The sequence below is a fragment of the Olivibacter sp. EAT-5 genome (assembly GCF_044784325.1).
Lineage (GTDB): Bacteria > Bacteroidota > Bacteroidia > Sphingobacteriales > Sphingobacteriaceae > Olivibacter > Olivibacter oleidegradans.
This window is the reverse complement of sequence record NZ_CP173028.1, coordinates 5,893,766-5,910,452: the sequence shown is the minus strand read 5'-3', so window position 1 is coordinate 5,910,452 and position 16,687 is coordinate 5,893,766. Positions and strand designations below refer to the sequence as shown.

At 39.7% G+C, this 16,687-nt stretch carries 14 protein-coding genes; 8 read left to right on the top strand and 6 right to left on the bottom strand.

Going from position 1 to position 16,687, the window contains the following annotated elements; genetic code table 11:
• Positions 1-40: 40 nt before the first annotated feature.
• The 4 genes from ACH11B_RS24750 to ACH11B_RS24735 all read right to left on the bottom strand — a co-directional run bounded on the left by ACH11B_RS24750 (position 41) and on the right by ACH11B_RS24735 (position 1,983).
• The gene (locus ACH11B_RS24750; RefSeq protein ID WP_130858478.1) at positions 41-310 is read right to left on the bottom strand and encodes a hypothetical protein; all 270 of its coding nucleotides are present in this window, start codon (positions 308-310) and stop codon (positions 41-43) included.
• Positions 311-379: 69 nt separating this feature from the next.
• Complete coding sequence (locus tag ACH11B_RS24745) at positions 380-592, bottom strand: hypothetical protein (protein WP_377610931.1); 213 nt, start codon at positions 590-592, stop codon at positions 380-382.
• Between the two features lie 90 nt (positions 593-682).
• Complete coding sequence (locus ACH11B_RS24740) at positions 683-1,066, bottom strand: co-chaperone GroES family protein (protein ID WP_013667798.1); 384 nt, start codon at positions 1,064-1,066, stop codon at positions 683-685.
• A gap of 131 nt (positions 1,067-1,197) precedes the next feature.
• Positions 1,198-1,983, bottom strand: a complete 786-nt coding sequence (locus tag ACH11B_RS24735; RefSeq protein WP_377610929.1) for an alpha/beta fold hydrolase — start codon at positions 1,981-1,983, stop codon at positions 1,198-1,200.
• A 202-nt stretch (positions 1,984-2,185) separates the two neighbouring features.
• Between ACH11B_RS24735 and ACH11B_RS24730 the strand changes: the two genes are divergently transcribed.
• The 5 genes from ACH11B_RS24730 to ACH11B_RS24710 all read left to right on the top strand — a co-directional run bounded on the left by ACH11B_RS24730 (position 2,186) and on the right by ACH11B_RS24710 (position 11,528).
• The gene (locus ACH11B_RS24730) at positions 2,186-2,500 is read left to right on the top strand and encodes a hypothetical protein (protein ID WP_130858475.1); all 315 of its coding nucleotides are present in this window, start codon (positions 2,186-2,188) and stop codon (positions 2,498-2,500) included.
• Positions 2,501-2,692: 192 nt separating this feature from the next.
• Entirely contained in the window at positions 2,693-6,598 is a 3,906-nt protein-coding gene (locus ACH11B_RS24725) for a PAS domain S-box protein (RefSeq protein WP_377610927.1), read from the top strand.
• 7 nt (positions 6,599-6,605) lie between these two features.
• Complete coding sequence (locus ACH11B_RS24720) at positions 6,606-6,968, top strand: response regulator transcription factor (RefSeq protein WP_130858473.1); 363 nt, start codon at positions 6,606-6,608, stop codon at positions 6,966-6,968.
• A gap of 19 nt (positions 6,969-6,987) precedes the next feature.
• Entirely contained in the window at positions 6,988-8,064 is a 1,077-nt protein-coding gene (locus ACH11B_RS24715; protein ID WP_377610925.1) for a hypothetical protein, read from the top strand.
• 119 nt (positions 8,065-8,183) lie between these two features.
• Positions 8,184-11,528, top strand: a complete 3,345-nt coding sequence (locus ACH11B_RS24710) for a sulfatase-like hydrolase/transferase (protein WP_377610923.1) — start codon at positions 8,184-8,186, stop codon at positions 11,526-11,528.
• Here ACH11B_RS24710 and ACH11B_RS24705 read toward each other — a convergent pair.
• A complete protein-coding gene (locus tag ACH11B_RS24705) occupies positions 11,525-12,763 on the bottom strand; it encodes a YaiO family outer membrane beta-barrel protein (RefSeq protein ID WP_377610921.1) in 1,239 nt (412 codons plus the stop codon). The genes ACH11B_RS24710 and ACH11B_RS24705 overlap by 4 nt on opposite strands.
• Positions 12,764-13,182: 419 nt before the next feature.
• Between ACH11B_RS24705 and ACH11B_RS24700 the strand changes: the two genes are divergently transcribed.
• Positions 13,183-13,626, top strand: coding sequence for an SgcJ/EcaC family oxidoreductase (locus ACH11B_RS24700; RefSeq protein ID WP_013667795.1), 444 nt, complete (start codon positions 13,183-13,185; stop codon positions 13,624-13,626).
• An 88-nt stretch (positions 13,627-13,714) separates the two neighbouring features.
• Here the strand turns inward: ACH11B_RS24700 and ACH11B_RS24695 are convergent, their stop codons facing one another.
• Positions 13,715-13,831, bottom strand: coding sequence for a helix-turn-helix domain-containing protein (locus ACH11B_RS24695; RefSeq protein ID WP_377611591.1), 117 nt, complete (start codon positions 13,829-13,831; stop codon positions 13,715-13,717).
• A gap of 77 nt (positions 13,832-13,908) precedes the next feature.
• Here ACH11B_RS24695 and ACH11B_RS24690 point away from each other — a divergent pair, with 77 nt between their 5' ends.
• Positions 13,909-14,235, top strand: coding sequence for a hypothetical protein (locus tag ACH11B_RS24690; RefSeq protein WP_377610919.1), 327 nt, complete (start codon positions 13,909-13,911; stop codon positions 14,233-14,235).
• An 11-nt stretch (positions 14,236-14,246) separates the two neighbouring features.
• A complete protein-coding gene (locus ACH11B_RS24685; protein ID WP_377610917.1) occupies positions 14,247-16,682 on the top strand; it encodes a glycoside hydrolase family 2 TIM barrel-domain containing protein in 2,436 nt (811 codons plus the stop codon).
• Positions 16,683-16,687 lie beyond the last annotated feature (5 nt).

The following is a 16,687-nucleotide window of genomic DNA, read 5'->3' as shown; positions in this document are numbered from 1 at the left end:
TTGTTAAAAAGAACCTTTTGTTTTTATGTGGCTACCAAGCTCACTCGTCATAAAATAACTCCGGATAGCTTTCCCGTTCGTACTGATGGAGATGCCGCTCCGCTACTTCCCTAAAGCCAAGCGCACCTAATCTTTCTATGTTTTGTTTTAAGTAGATGATTATCCGATCTCGAGTATAGACTTCCCGTCGGTGGCTTAAAATCGTTTCCCACGTCAATTTAGGATAAATACGTTGAAGATGCTCCTTTCGGTTAATATAAGGATTGAATTTATCCGCCTGTAATAAGTAAAAATTTATCTCTTCTTTCATTTGTTTGCTAACATTATTAGCAAAAATAGGTAAAGATAAGTTTGCTTGCAAGTTGGCTTAGCAGCAACATCAAATAGAGTCGGTACTCAGCGAATCCTTTGTTGTCAACTCGTCCGTCGGTTGGTCATTGCGCATATTGTTATCGTTAGTCGTAGGCGCTTCTACGGTATCTCGATAAGAATCACCTTCCGTTTCGTTTTCCTGGCCATTTTGTCCACAGCCAATAATCGATAAAAATAAACAAGCTGATAGTGTTGCGAATAGCTTTTTAAGATTTTTCATAATAGAAATAATTTGTTGCTTAACTTAACAGTCATGAGGTGATATTGTTTAGTCAAGCAACAAATTTGAAAATCGCCGCCATGCAAAGAATTAGAGTTCTTCTTCTCTTTCCAGCATTAAAATGGCCCCTTGCGGAACAATGAAGTATTTTTCACCCTGATACAAGATCTCGGTGGAGCCGTTTACCAAGAAAATTGCTAAATCTCCTTCCTTCGCCTGTAGGGGGATATATTTTACCTTCTCTTCTTGTGGCTTCCAAGCATCATCTTCATCAGCGGGTACGGGAATAGCATAACCTGGCCCTGTTTTTATAACATAACCCTGTTGCACCTTTTCCTTCTCCTGAACCCCGGGTGGTAGATAGAGCCCGCTTTCTGTCCGCTCATTAGGTTTCGCCGGTTTTACCAGCACCCGATCTCCTACAACAATCAACTTTTTCAGTTTATTATTTTCTGTCAAATGAATGGTCATCATGCAAAATCAATCCTTTTTTCGAGCCTCAGCAAAAGCTGTGCAACAAGGATGGAAGATGTCATATTGACATTACTAAATCTTGTCTATCCGTTTTGATGGCAGTATAATTATAAGGAGTGCGTTTTCCGGCATCATTTCCCAAGAAAGTCGTTAATCAAAGCTACAAAGAAGACCGGCATATTGCTTGTTTTATTTGGCGCACAAATTTCCCCTAGATAATCACCGTGCCCACCAGGTAGAATGGCCAGTTGTGCATGCGGTAACATCCGGGAAAGTTCAAGTGCGTGCTCGGTACGAATTACATCCGTATCGCCATTCACGACAAGCACAGGAACCTGAATGCTCTTTATTTGCTCATCGCTTATATCTTTAAATGCAAGCATTCTAGCCTTATCCCGCTCAAACATGGCTTGTAGCCCCTTTGGGTCAGGATTAATAGCGTAATAGGCGTCTTTCAATGGTTGTGGCATATTATCAAGTGTTGCTTGCTCCATACCCTCAAAAAAGCCGGGTTGCAGTCCGCCGCGCTTATAATTGGAAGAGGCCACAATAAGCTTGTCTACTAAATCGGGGTGTCGTATAGCAATTTGCAAGCAGGTGGTACCTCCGTTGCTGAACCCCATAAAGCTCGCTTTCTTAATGCTCAGCTGCTTTAAGAGTGCCGCGACATCATCTGCATCCTGTTCGAAACTGAGTGGCCTATCGATATCAGTAGTGTGCCCATGCGCCTGTAGCTCTACTGCAATTACTTGATGTGCTTTGGCAAGTTCGGGTAAAATGCGGCCGAAAGTAGTTGCAATGGTTGATCCTCCTCCATGTAATAATACCAAGGGATTACCTTTACCATGGATTTCATAATACATTTTCAGGCCATTTACTTGGGCATAACTGCCAATTTGTGTTTGTTGAGCTTTCATAGATAAAAAAACTAGCATTAATAATGTAATGGTTGGTAATCTACGTGTCATGATGAATGTAAATTTGAACGTAAATTTAAGTTGAATTAGTGAATGTGAGCACTCGAAATGCGGCAATATCCGGGTATATAGCGACAAGTTATAACCGTTTGCTAAACCAAAACGTGTTTCGCCAGTCTAACCAGTAACAATCGAATCAATTATGAACAAAAAGCTATTTTTACCTATTTTATTGAGTATGATGTCCTGCGTCGGCACATCTTATCTTGGAGATCGATTTAATCCGACGATGCATATGGATGTTTATTATGCAAGCAAAGACGTTAAAAAAGACTATAAAGTTATCGGACATATATCTTCGAAGGTTTTGCTCAATGAAGAAGTGGCGAAGCGGAAAATAGTTGAAAAGGCTAAAGCTGTCGGTGCAGATGGAGTTATTATTCATGGCATTGAATATACAGGCGGCGAAGATGCTGATTCATACTATAAGGCAGAGGCAATTCAATACAATAATTAGACTATGATGATCACGTACAAAGAGTATACTGCAACCAGCTTTCATGTGAATTATTGTGATACTTGTGTCGGTTTTATGAAAATTAGGTCGTTTTGATTCGACATTGATATTTCTAAATCATCTTACATTTCTTTATAAAGAACTTAATTTGTTTTTGTTTGTTGTATATTAGGTGTACAATAAATCCAAATTATGATAAGTTTTCCAATTCCTGAAAACGAGAAAGAGCGCGTGCAGGCGCTGAGAAATTATGATATACTTGATTCACTTGAAGAGGAAGACTTTGATAGCATTACTGAAGCGGCTAGTTTGATTTGCGACACCCCAATTTCGCTTATATCACTTATTGACGAAAACAGACAGTGGTTTAAATCGAAGAAAGGTATCGATACGGTTGAAATGAGCCGTGATATTTCCTTTTGCCAGTATACCATTTTAAATGACAGCGTTTTCCAAGTAAACGATACAGCAAAAGATAGCCGATTTGTTCATAACCCACTCGTTACAGGAGATCCAAATATCGCTTTTTACGCAGGTTACCCGTTAATTGATCCTCGCGGATATGCATTGGGAGCATTATGTGTTATCGATAAAAAGCCGAAAGAATTAAACGAAAAGCAGAAAAGACTTCTTGAGCTTTTGGCTAAGCAGGTGGTTACTTTAATACTTGAGAGAAAGAATACCCAAGAAGCAAAGTACTTTTCTAAATTGTTTGACATATCAAAAGATTTGATCAGCTCGGTCACCTCCGAAGGCATCATAAAAATGGTGAATCCCGCTTTCCAAGACCTTTTAGGTTGGCGAGAAAGCGAGTTGCTTGGAAAGAAACTTTTAACGTTTGTTTATCCGGATGATATCAGGAAGACAGAGGACGAACTTTCAGATAGGCGATCCGGAAAGAACACCATTCATTTTACTAATCGTTTATTGGCAAAAGACGGATCTAATCGAACGATCCAATGGTCTGTAACTCCTAATATCGGAGAAAATGAGATTTTCGTCGTTGGTCGTGATATGACGGAAGAAACGCTAAAGAATCAAGAGCTAGAGATAAGCGAAAATAAACTTCGTTCTTTTTTTGAGAATTCTCAGGGCCTGATGTGTACACACGACTTAGCGGGCAATATTTTGTCGGTCAATCAAGCAGGTGCTGCCATACTAGGCTATAAAAAGGAAGAAATTCTAGGAATGTCCTTATTCGATTTAGTTCCACCCTATCATCACGAATTTCTGAAAGGATATTTGAATCGTATCAAATTAAATCGCAAAGATACAGGGCTTATGAAAACGCTTCATAAAGACGGACAGCCCTTGTTTTGGCTCTATAATAATGTGTTAGAGCAAGACGCAGAAGGTAACGATTACATTATTGGAAATGCGATTGACATGACTGAGCGTTTGAAGTTGGAGGGTGATCTCAAGAAGACGAAAGAAATGTTGGAGCAGACCAACCGCGTCGCGCGGGTTGGCGGCTGGGAGGTAGATTTAACGAATAATAGAATTATATGGTCGGATGTTACAAAAAGTATTCATGAAGTCGCAGTCGATTATGAACCGACCATTGAACAGGCATTGGCCTTTTATGAAGACGAGAATCGTGCGTATATAGAAGAAGCATTTCAAGAAGCCGTGACGAAAGGCATACCTTATGACTTAGAATTACAGTTACGCACCGCAAAGAAACGATTGATTTGGGTCAGAAGCCACGGACAACCCGAAATGATAGAAGGTGTATGCAAACGGATTTTCGGTACTTTCCAAGATATAGATCAAAAGAAGCGGGCAGAAGTTGCATTAATAGAGGAAAGGGCCAGGCTTCGAACGTTCATTGAGCATGCGCCGGCGGCTGTAGCAATGTTAGACAAAGATTTAAGATATATTGCCGTCAGCAAACGATGGTATGAAAGTTATCATTTAGCAGATGTGAGTATTATTGGCAAATCACATTACGATGTTTTTCCGAATCTTCCTGACGATTGGAAAGAAATTCATAAAAAATGTCTGAATGGCGAGGTGCATAAAAAAAATGACGATGTCTGGACGCCACCGGGATGGGACCACGAACAACACCTTATTTGGGAAATCAGACCTTGGCGTCACTTTAATAATGAAGTGGGGGGACTGGTTATGTTTACGCAGGATATAACAGAAAGTTTTGAAAAGAGCGAGGAATTGCGGAAGGCAAAAAAAATAGCGGAACAAGCCAGCAAAGCTAAATCTGAATTTCTTGCTAACATGAGCCACGAAATAAGAACGCCTCTCAACGGTGTGATTGGCTTTACTGATCTGATATTAAAAACTTCATTAAATGATACGCAGAAACAGTATCTCACGATCGTTAATGATTCTGCAGTTTCGCTTTTAGCGATTATTAATGATATCCTTGATTTTTCTAAAATCGAAGCGGGTAAACTGGAGCTGAATTCTGAAAGAATAGACTTATTTGACTTGAGTGAACAGGTAATAAACGTTATCACCTACCAAGCTCAAAAGAAAGGATTGGAATTAATTCTCGATATGTCTCCTCATCTTCCGCGTTTTATCTGGGCGGACGATGCACGATTAAAACAAATACTTATTAATTTACTGGGTAATGCCGTCAAATTTACAGAAATAGGAGAAATAGAACTGAAAATAGAAGAAGTACAAATAAGCGCCTCAGATAACAAAACTACTTTGCGGTTTTCCGTAACAGATACGGGTATCGGTATTCAACGAGACAAACAACATGAAATTTTTGAGGCTTTTGCCCAAGAAGATAGTACTATTACTAAGAAATATGGGGGAACAGGTTTAGGTCTTACTATTTCCAATAAATTGTTAGCGTTAATGGGCAGTCATCTGCAGCTGGAAAGCGAGGTCGGGATTGGAAGCACGTTCTTTTTTAACTTAGAAACGTCGTTTGAGCTTGGAGATCCTGCAGGAAATGGTGATTTAAACGACTTGCAATCTGTTTTGATCGTAGATGATAATGATCATAATAGGATGATACTGGAACGGATGTTGGCGTTGAAAAATATTCATTCTGAATCTGTTAGTAATGGCTTCGATGCCCTGCAAAAATTATACGACAATAAAAAATATGATTTACTGATTGTAGACTACCAGATGCCGATTTTAGATGGCTTAGAGGTAATTAGAAAAATACGACAGAGCCCAAAAGTGGAATATTCCAACATTCCAATTATTTTGCTATACAGTTCATCTGAAGACGAAGATATTGTTAAACAATCAAATGAATTAATGGTAACACGGGTAAGGAAACCGATTAATACGAAAGAGATGTACGAGGCTCTTAAGCGAACGCAAAAGATTGATGTAGTAAATGGTGAAGAAAGCGATCGGTTGCCATCTAAAGCTGTCGTTCGTCCTTTTAATGTGCTTATTGCCGAAGATAATGCGGTTAATATGTTGTTAACGAGCACAATTATCGAACGCATTGCCCCACTTGCGTCAATTGAAAAAGCTGAAAATGGTTTGCTTGCGGTAGAGGCCTGCAAAGTCAAAATGCCAGACCTTATTTTTATGGACATTCAAATGCCCGAACTTAATGGAATAGAAGCAACACGTAGCATTCGGTCTTTGCCCTCCGGCGTTGATGTTATCATAATAGCACTTACTGCCGGCAATGTGAAAGGGGAGATGGAGAAATGCTTAGATGCCGGGTTTAATGATTTTATCGCAAAACCTATTGTGGAAGCAGATATTGAGTTAAAGATCAAGACCTGGCTTTTTAAGGAAAAAACAGATGAGATAACGGTCGATTTACACGTCGATTATCATATGATGGACGACTACGCCGCTGGCGATGAAACGTTTAAAAGGGAATTCATAAAATTGACCATATCTGAGTTAGAAGGTACCGTCAAGAAAATAGAACAAGCTCAAGAAGAACAAGATCTTCAGTCTTTAAAAAAGATAGGGCATAAATTGCTAGGAACCTCAAGAACGGCCGGTTTGCTTCTTCTGAATGAACTTGCCGAGGAACTTGAAAGGGCTGACAGTATAGTAGAAATTACTCGGCAAGACTTGTTGCGCAAGATTTTTGAAGAAATAAAAATAGTAAAGAAAATAATTGGAATTACACCTTTTAACTAGTAGCTGAATGATTATTTTAATTGCAGAAGATGACGAGTTAATACGGAAAACTCTTGAGTTCAGGCTGTCAAAGGAAAACCATCAAATAATTTCTGCCATTGATGGAAAGGATGCCCTTGAGAAAATAAAGGAAACACTCCCCGATCTGGTTATCACGGATATTATGATGCCTTATGTTTCGGGTTTAGAAATAGTGACTGCCGTTCGCGCCATAAAAGAAAAAGCGATACCCATTATTATTCTTTCGGGATTAGGCCAAGAAGAAGTTGTTTTGGACGCTTTTAAGTTGGGTGCTGATGATTTTATTGTCAAACCGTTTAGTCCAGGAGAGCTTATTCTTCGTATTAAACGTTTTACCGTTGGACGCTAAATAGAATTCTGTATTAATTATGCAGTTGAACGAAACACTTCTTGGCTTACCCATTATTGATTTCTTTTGGGCAACTCTCGTGATGGTAAGTCTTCTCTTCCTGGTTTTTATTGTCATTTTGTTTTTTTTGATTGAAAAAAACCGTGCTGCAGATTTAAGGAAATCTTGGCAACAGCTAATAGCCATCGTAATATATGAGGCGGCATCCGCTGATATTCCATTGCAGCCGCCCACGGCGCTAAATGACCATTTAACTAATCGAAGATTTAGAAAATACTTAGCAAGAAGTTTAGTGAATGCGGAAAAAAGTCTTTCAGGTATTGCAGCGTCCAATTTAAAGGTAGTTTATAAACAACTGAGGTTAGACAAAGACAGTATAGCAAGGTTGTCCAGCAGGCATGCGCATATTGTGGCTTCCGCTATACAAGAATTAAGTGCCATGCAAATCTCGGAAGCGGAACCCGAAATTGTAAGTTTGGTAAATCATTATAAGGACATTATTAGATTAGAAGCACAGTACGGCTTAGTTAGGTTGAAGGGGTTCCAAGGGTTGGCTTTCTTAGATGATTTGCAAAATCCAATTTCAGATTGGCAGCAGCTTAAGCTGCTAAGTGCGATCGGGCAATTACCACTTAATGCAGCACATCATGTTCAGTGTTGGTTAAATTCGGATAATCAGAGCGTTGTTATATTTGCATTGAAGCTTATTGCAAAATTTCAATTACTTGAACTCCATGAAAACGTCTTATTAAAAATTTCGGCATCTTCAATAAAAGTACAAATGCAGTCGCTGAAAACGCTAGAACGTATTTCTCAAGAAAATACAGCGGCTGCTGTCATTGAGGTTTATGATAACGCATCTGACGCATACAAAATGCGGGCTATTCGTGTCTTAGAGAATATTGCAGGCATAAATGAACTAAATTTTTTATTACATGAATTCTATAATAATGACAACAGTAAAGTTAGATTAGGTGCAGCCCGAGCTATTTTAAACTGTTCCGCAAAAGGAGTTGCTGTCCTGGAAGAGACCAAGAAGCAACTCGATGAACCAGCTAAAACAATTATTAACCAAGCTATGGAAGGGCATTATTAATGAACTGGCAGTTAATTTTTTATGAATTCTTTACGTTTGGAATCCTACTTTATGCCATATTATTATGTTTAGTGTATTTATGGATAGGGCTTTTTTCGTTGGGTGCGATTATAAAGCATATGCGTAAAAATAGCTTTACGGACTATCGTCTCTTAGCTACTTCTACTAACGCTCCAAGCTTTAGTTTATTGGCTCCGGCGTACAATGAATCAGCCACTATTGTAGAAAATGTACGTTCCCTTCTTTCCATTCATTATGTCAACCTGGAAATTATTATTGTCAATGATGGAAGCAAAGATAACTCTTTGCAAAAATTGATTGATGCGTATGAACTTTTTAAGGCCGATTTTTACGTCGATTATGTATTGCCAACGAAGGAAGTTAGGGGAGTGTACAAAAGTAAGAATCCCGCATTTAAGAAGCTATTAGTCGTTGATAAAGAGAATGGTGGAAAAGCAGATGCTTTAAATGTGGGGATAAATATCGCAAGTAACGACTATGCAGTATGTATAGATGTAGATTGCATCTTAGAGCAGGATGCTATCTTGAAGCTAGCGAAACCTTTCATGGAAGAAACAGATAAACGGACAATTGCTTGTGGTGGTATTATCCGATTGGCTAACGATTGTAGGATAGAAAATGGTAAGCTTGTTGAAGTAAAGCTGCCAAAAAGTTGGTTAGCTCGTTCCCAAGCATTGGAGTATATTCGGGCTTTTTTGCTGGGAAGACTTGCCTGGAGTCGTGCAAATGGCTTGTTGCTGATATCGGGTGCATTCGGGGCATTCGATAAAGAAATCATACTCAAGGCAGGTGGCTATGATCACGGCACAGTTGGAGAAGATATGGAGTTGGTTGTCCGAATGAGGCGCTACATGGAAGAGCAGAATGAAGCGTACCGTGTTGTAAATATACCTGATCCTTTATGCTGGACAGAAGCACCGGATAGCTTTAAAATTCTTGGTCGTCAACGTAATAGATGGATGCGTGGCACAATTGAGACCTTATGGAAACATAAGAAATTATTTTTTAATCCGAAATATGGCATTACGGGTTTAATTAGTTATCCATATTGGTTTTTATTTGAATTTTTAGGGCCGATAATAGAATTTATAGGGTTTATAGGTTTTTTTGTTTTCCTCATACTGGGATTAGTTGATTGGCCCGCTTTCTTTATTTTGCTCGGTTTCGTCATGGTGTTCGGCGTTCTCTACTCTATTTACGCCATCTTGGTTGATACTGTAACCTATCGTGTTTATAGAAGGAATACCGATGTCGTAAAATTAGTGTTAACAGCTATTCTAGAACCTTTCTTGTTCCATCCTTTTGTGGTATTATCTGCAGTCCGGGGACTCCGTGATTATTTACTCAAGAAAAAAGCCTGGGGAGATATGACGCGACGGGGTTTTAATGCCAAGCAGGCATCTCAACACTCATCAGCAGCTGAAACGTCATCCCAACGTTTTAACATGCTGGTATCCCCTTATATTAATTTATCTATTGTTTTTTTAGGGCTGTTATTGATCGCTAGCTTCATTGAATTTATCGTTTATACACAGCAATTTGGTCCATTATCAAATGGTGGTGTACTTTTTGCGCAAATGCTTTTCAATCAATTTTTATTTTGGCTTTCGGCAAGCTTCTTTAGTTTTATAGTTTTTTACATCCTTCGTTTTATCTCCCCGAAATGGGCCTTAATTGTAACGGCCGGCATTTTTGTACTTATCCTTTTAGTACAAACTATTCTTGTTCAATATTTTCTTGTATCGCTTGTTCCATTAGGTGCTGATATTTATAGTTACTCATCGTCTGAAATTAAACAAACAATCGGTTCATCCGGCGCAATCAATGTTGTCAATGTTCTAAAGCTACTTATTGTCATCTTTGTCGGTATTGCATGTTTTAGTTGGATAAAGTTGAGAAAGATGTGGTCTATGGCATTTATCGGTTTCTTTTTTGTCGCGGGAATAGGGTCGTTTTTAGTCAATTCGGATAAATTATTTAGAGACCATTGGTCGACTAGCGATTTTGAAAAGAGCCTCGTAACCAATAAATCGAATTATTTTTATAGACAAAGCTACCTAAATTATTTTCCTGGTGGCCTTTTACAATTTAATAATGAACAGACATCGGTAGGAGATATGGAAGTTTCCGTTAAGGAATACTACTATTTAGATCCACTGAACTACCCTTTCTTAAGAGTAGACAAAACGGAAGATGTACTAAGTCCCTTTTTTCGCAAAAGCGAGAAAAAACCTAATATTATTATTCTTTTAATGGAAGGATTTGGTCGGGCATTCGTTAACGAGGGAGCTTATTTAGGCAACTTTACGCCATTCTTGGATTCCCTTGCTAAACAGGGGCTTTACTGGGAAAATTGCCTAAGCGCAGGTGGGAGAACTTTTGCCGCTCTACCATCGGTATTGGCATCGTTACCATTTGGAGAACATGGTTTTTTGGAGCTGGGCGAACAAATGCCCTTACATTATTCATTGTTGAACGTACTACAGAAAAATGGATACCACAGCTCATTTTATTATGGAGGGGATGCCTCGTTTGATCATATGGACATCTTTTTGAAGAAAAATGATTTATCCGAATTGAATGATGGAAAAACGTTTCCGCCTAGCTATAAAAAATTACCTGCTTTAAATGATTTCAGCTGGGGATATGATGATCAATCGCTATTTAACCATTTTTTAAAGAGCCGGAATGAGAATGATAAACAACCACAAGTAAGCGTGCTTCTATCCGTTTCAACACATAATCCTTTTCTTATCAATAACCCGGATTTTTTTGCAAAACGATTCGACGAACGACTTGCTGATATTACCTCTAATCCGCAAAAGCGTATTGAATTAAGGCGATATGCTTTACAACTCACAAGTGTGTTGAATGCAGACGATGCATTAAGATCGTTTTTTATGGCCTATCGACAAAGGAACGATTACAATCAAACTATTTTTATTATCACCGGCGATCACAGAATGCCCGAGATACCTATGCGTACAAAAATAGATCGTTATCATGTTCCGTTAATTATATATTCGCCGCTGTTGAAACGCACTGCAAAACTGACCAACATTGTTAGTCATTTAGATATAACGCCTTCACTACTCCGTTTTCTAAATAAGCAATATTCCATACAGATTCCCGAAAATGTTACCTGGTTAGGGAACGGTTTGGATACCTTGTCAACTATGGTGAGTGAACAGGGCTTGCCACTAATGCAGACGAAATCACAATTAATCGATTTTGTTATGGGTAAATATCATCTAAACGAAGAGTCTTTATACATGTTTACGGAGGGGCTGGATGAGGAAGTTGTTCAGGACAGTCGTATTCGGGATGAATTGCGTGCGGCCTTTCATCGATATAAAGAGAAAAACGATCGATTCATAAAGAACAACTCGTTGCTTCCGGATTCACTATTGCGTTTCATTAGCGGCCCACTTTCAAATCATTAAAACCGCTTTTGATAGGAGATACCGATATCTAGCTGGTTCCCTTTGATGGTAGGCTGATATTCTTGCCTGAAAAAGCTTGCGTTCACATTAAATATATGGAGGTTTTTTACTGAGAAATTGTATTCAAGCATTATTTTGTTGGTACGTAGTTTATAGGCTTCCTCCAAAAGGACGTTTGTATTTTTATCGTCCGGTGATATACCCGTGCCGATAGCGGCACCGAAATAGTCGTTCGCTCCCCCGATATAATAACGGGTGGTGAATGTATAAGATTGCGATATGTCTTCATTATCAGGAGTAAGATAAGTACGAAAATTAAACCAAAAGTTTCTAAAATATTTTCCTACCGATGCGGTATACATCCAAGTGGCGTCAGTAAAATAAAGTTGTCTATAACCAATCTCGGCCTCAAAGCTTTTCGGTAAATTGGCGTAAAGTGAGGCGCCCGTACGATATTTGGGAAATACTCCGACATCGCCCGAGTATCCCGCATTTAGATACATGTAGAACATTTTTGAAATTCTGGGATAAGCTTCTAGTTCATATTGAAAACCATTGGTTTTGAAACGGTTTGCATAATTCAGTTTGGCTATAACCGATCCGAATTTCGTTTGTCTTTTATAGCTGATACCGGCCAAATGCCAGGGATCATCAAATTGTTTATTAAAATGGACAAAATTATAGACAATACCTATCGCATTTAATGCACTGTTGTCTGAAATCCGTGCCGCCAATGCTCGGGCTTCAGTATTTTGGTTGTTGATATTCAATAGATTACCAATCACTTGCTCGGCCTCTCGATAATTTGTTTCAGCATATAATATACGGGATTTTAGTAATAACAAATCTTCAGAAGAAGCGTTTATGGTTAAACCTTGATTAACTAGGTTTAGTGCTTTATGATTATTATCGTTCCAGTACTCAAGCGAGGCGTAAGCCAAAAAAAGATCTTCCGATGTTACGCCTCGCAAAAGGATGTTTTCAAATACGTTTCTTGCGCTGTCCGGTTGATCGGTCCAAGTATATACCCGACCTAAGAAAATGGCAACATCCGTATAATCGGGCGATTGAGCTAACGCCCTTTTTGCCAATTGTTTAGCCTTCTCATAATTTTTTTGCTCGAAAGCTGCATTCCTTGCTTCGGTGAAGAGATCGTCAGATGTTTTCGTTTGAGCAAAGGTAAAAAACGGCATCAAAAGGATTGATACTAAAAGATGGACCCTCATACAGTGCATGAAACTTATTTTTAGTTTATTGTTTTATGAATAATAAACATAAGCATTCTAATTGATATTTCTTTATGAAATTCTCTTCATGAAAATACCAGACTAGAACATCTATTTATTGTAACATCATTTTTAAGTTCTTTGTTTAGGTCTATAAGTAATTAATACTAGTGGATATTGAAAATAAAAGCAAAACTGTTGTTCACCAATGCAACCATTTTAATACCCTTGCGTCTTTTTATTAGCTAATGTGAAAAGTAACCTGTTCGGTTAACCGATTGAATCTGGTTGTTTACCGATGATTTGCAATGGTTAACGGAAAAACAGTGGCCATTTGCGTTGACGCTATCTATTTTTACGCTAATAATTGACCTGAGCGATATATGATGAAAACCGATACTATTTTACATGATTTAAAAGCCAGTCATATGAACCAACATTCGATGGATGTAAAAGCTATTCAAGAAGCCAACCGCTCGATTTACCAGGCGTTTGAAACCTTAGATTTCAAGGCTGCAGGCGAGCATCTCACCGAGGATTGCGATTATATAACGTTTAATGGGATGCATCTTAAAGGAAGGGCCGCCTATGTACGGGCCCACAAAGAGCTGATGAACAATTTTATGTTCAAAGGAGCTAAGTTGGAAGGGGATATTACCGATATTCGTTTTCTCAATGAAAAGACTGTTGTCGTTATAGCTAGAGGAGCCATTAAATTTAGATGGCAGAAGAAAGTGGCACCCAATCGTTTATCGATTAATACGTCTGTATGGGTGCGTGATCCCTCTGGGAAATGGAAAATGACCGCCTTTCATAATTGCCGCATTCAAAAAATGGGATGGTTTAGTAAATGGTTGATGAAAAGAAAATAGTGGCGAAATAAGTAGCTGTTTGGCTGCAAGATACATGGTATCTAATCGTGATTGATCTGTAACGACAGATTCCGACACTCGGCCGATTTTACTTCTTTTCTAAATCTTTTAAATATTGCGTAGGCGTTTTACCAAACTCGTTTTTGAAAGCTTTGGTAAAATAGGATTGAGTTTGTATTCCGACCCGGAATATAACTTCTGCAATCGGATGTCTTACCCGGTTTTAGTTTACAGCTTCCTATTCAGCCTGCTCGATCAACCAATATATCTGAAGCGCGTGAGTTGGTAATCAATGGAGGAATCGAAGAAGCTACTGCATTACCCATCAGTATTGGCCTCATCGACTCCGATGGGCAATGTTTCTCGAAAGAGATAACACTGAAATCAACCGATTCACTGATTCGGATTCCACTCGATTTACTTCAGCAGGGAAAGACCTTTCTTTTACCTCGCCCGTATCCTGGATTTTTGCCGCAATGGTTTTTAAGTAGTTTGGAAAAGATGCTCGATATCCAAAAAATAGATAAATTGCAAATCTATATTGAAAGAGATAACTTATTGTTGAACAAGTCGCTGGGATTATACTTAGAGGCTATTTGGTTAGCGTAACGATTTTATTCATGAAGAAGCGTATGGCGGTTACCCTATGGGCGACGATGGCAGTCAGCCTGTTGTCGGCTCAGGTACGAAAAGAAATTTATTTAAATAAAGGGTGGTCTTTTCAGCGAGGCGATATAAAAGGAGCCGAACAACCTGATTTTAACGATCAAAATTGGCAAAAAATAAATATTCCGCACGATTGGGCTATCACCGGTCCGTTTGATAAAGAAATCGATAAACAAACGGTAGCCATTACGCAAAATGGTGAAACGATACCTAGCGAAAAAACGGGCCGCACCGGCGCACTTCCCTACATAGGAGTAGGATGGTACCGGACGACGTTGCCGAAAGAATCTTTAGCCGGCCGCCGTGCAAGCATTATATTCGACGGAGCTATGAGCGAAGCACGGGTCTATATCAACGGAAAAGAAGTGGGATTTTGGCCCTATGGCTATAACTCTTTTCATTTCGATATCACTCCTTTTTTAGGGGTTGAAGGCGAAAATGTGTTAGCCGTTCGGTTGGAAAATCAACCGGAATCTTCGCGTTGGTATCCGGGAGCAGGTTTATATCGGCCTGTTCGGCTATTATTTACAAATGAAACTGCGGTGGTGCCCTGGGGCCTATCGGTTACCACGCCAGTGGTATCCGACAGTTTAGCACAAATTAGTATAAAGGCAGAACTGAATGCGCACCAAAACAAGAAATTGCGGACAGTAACAACCGTTCTCGATCAGAAAAGCCATGTACTTCTCACAAAGGAGGCGAATTTAGTTTGGCGTGGAATTCCGATAGAGGAAAATCTAATATTGGAGCGACCTGCATTGTGGTCGCCCGAGCGCCCAGCTTTGTACTTAGCAAAGATCGAACTTTATGATGGTGATCGATTAGTGGATGTGGATTCCGTTCGCTTCGGTATTCGTGAGGTAAAGGTCAACGCTCACGGTGGTTTTATGTTAAACGGAAAATCTAGAAAGATTAAGGGCGTTTGCTTGCACCATGATTTAGGCCCTTTGGGTGCCGCCATTAATAAAGCGGCTTTGAAACGGCAACTTTTAATTATGAAAGAAATGGGCGCGGACGCCATTCGCACGGCTCACAACATGCCCTCACCCTGGCAAATGGAGCTTTGTGATGAACTGGGATTGATGGTGATGGCCGAGAGCTTTGACGAGTGGAAAGCTGCAAAATGTAAAAACGGTTATAATCGTTTCTTTGACCAATGGGCAGAGCGCGATTTAGTAAATTTGATTCGCTGTCACCGCAATCATCCGTCCATTGTGATGTGGAGCATTGGCAATGAAGTGCCCGAACAAAGCATGGACAGAGGTAATCGAATAGCTAAGCGCCTGCAGGATATTTGCCATCGCGAAGACCCGACACGGCCTGTTACCATAGGGATGGATCGTGTAGATAATGCAATTGCCAACAATTTTGCGGCACTCTTAGATGTGCCGGGATTGAACTACCGCACCCACCGTTATCAAATTGCTTACGATAAGCTACCTCAAGGTTTTATTTTGGGTTCCGAAACAGCTTCAACAGTCAGTTCGCGTGGTGTTTATAAATATCCGGTACAACCTTATCAACAAAAAACCTATCCGGATGCCCAAAGCTCATCATATGATCTGGAGAGCTGCAGTTGGTCGAATTTACCGGAAGAGGATTGGGAACTGCAAGATGATAAACCTTGGGTAATAGGAGAGTTTGTATGGACGGGGTTTGATTATCTGGGAGAACCGACACCTTATGATCAGGTTTGGCCTTCCAGAAGTTCTTATTTCGGAATTTGCGATTTAGCGGGATTACCAAAAGATCGCTACTATCTTTACCGTAGTAAATGGAATCAAGAAGCGCACACCCTGCATCTATTACCACATTGGACATGGTCAGGTAAGGAAGGCGATACCATCCCCGTGTATTGCTATACAGATTTCCCTGAAGCGGAACTCTTTGTGAATGGCGTCAGCCAGGGAAGAATCAAGAAAAATCCAGCGAGCAAATTAGACCGTTATCGATTGCGTTGGAACAAGGTGGTATACCAACCAGGTACGTTAAAAGTAGTAGCCTATAATGAAAACGGTGCCATAGCTCAGGAAAAGGAAGTACATACTGCAGGAAAGCCTAGCGGTTTAAGATTAAGTGCCGATAGAAATCAACTGATTGCTGATGGAGTAGATCTGTCTTTTATAACGGTTGAAGTGATTGACAGCGAGGGTAATCTCTGCCCGGATGCCGCTATTCCCTTGTCTTTTACGGTAGAAGGTTCAGGTAGCTTTAAGGCCGTCTGTAATGGAGACGCAACGTCTTTAGAGCCTTTTCAAATCCCACAAATGAAAACGTTTAATGGAAAGCTGGTCTTTATTGTACAAGCTGCGGAGAAGAAGGGGGCAATTCGTGTGAAGGTAAGCGGAGCTCAGTTGAAAAGTGAAAGGATGACCTTGGAAGTTGAGTAGCTAAT

Coding starts and splice junctions, on each gene's coding strand:
- ACH11B_RS24750 (WP_130858478.1), bottom strand. CDS start 310: ATGAAAGAAGAGATAAATTTTTACTTATTACAGGCGGATAAATTCAAT.
- ACH11B_RS24745 (WP_377610931.1), bottom strand. CDS start 592: ATGAAAAATCTTAAAAAGCTATTCGCAACACTATCAGCTTGTTTATTT.
- ACH11B_RS24740 (WP_013667798.1), bottom strand. CDS start 1,066: ATGATGACCATTCATTTGACAGAAAATAATAAACTGAAAAAGTTGATT.
- ACH11B_RS24735 (WP_377610929.1), bottom strand. CDS start 1,983: ATGAAAGCTCAACAAACACAAATTGGCAGTTATGCCCAAGTAAATGGC.
- ACH11B_RS24730 (WP_130858475.1), top strand. CDS start 2,186: ATGAACAAAAAGCTATTTTTACCTATTTTATTGAGTATGATGTCCTGC.
- ACH11B_RS24725 (WP_377610927.1), top strand. CDS start 2,693: ATGATAAGTTTTCCAATTCCTGAAAACGAGAAAGAGCGCGTGCAGGCG.
- ACH11B_RS24720 (WP_130858473.1), top strand. CDS start 6,606: ATGATTATTTTAATTGCAGAAGATGACGAGTTAATACGGAAAACTCTT.
- ACH11B_RS24715 (WP_377610925.1), top strand. CDS start 6,988: ATGCAGTTGAACGAAACACTTCTTGGCTTACCCATTATTGATTTCTTT.
- ACH11B_RS24710 (WP_377610923.1), top strand. CDS start 8,184: ATGCGTAAAAATAGCTTTACGGACTATCGTCTCTTAGCTACTTCTACT.
- ACH11B_RS24705 (WP_377610921.1), bottom strand. CDS start 12,763: ATGCACTGTATGAGGGTCCATCTTTTAGTATCAATCCTTTTGATGCCG.
- ACH11B_RS24700 (WP_013667795.1), top strand. CDS start 13,183: ATGAACCAACATTCGATGGATGTAAAAGCTATTCAAGAAGCCAACCGC.
- ACH11B_RS24685 (WP_377610917.1), top strand. CDS start 14,247: ATGAAGAAGCGTATGGCGGTTACCCTATGGGCGACGATGGCAGTCAGC.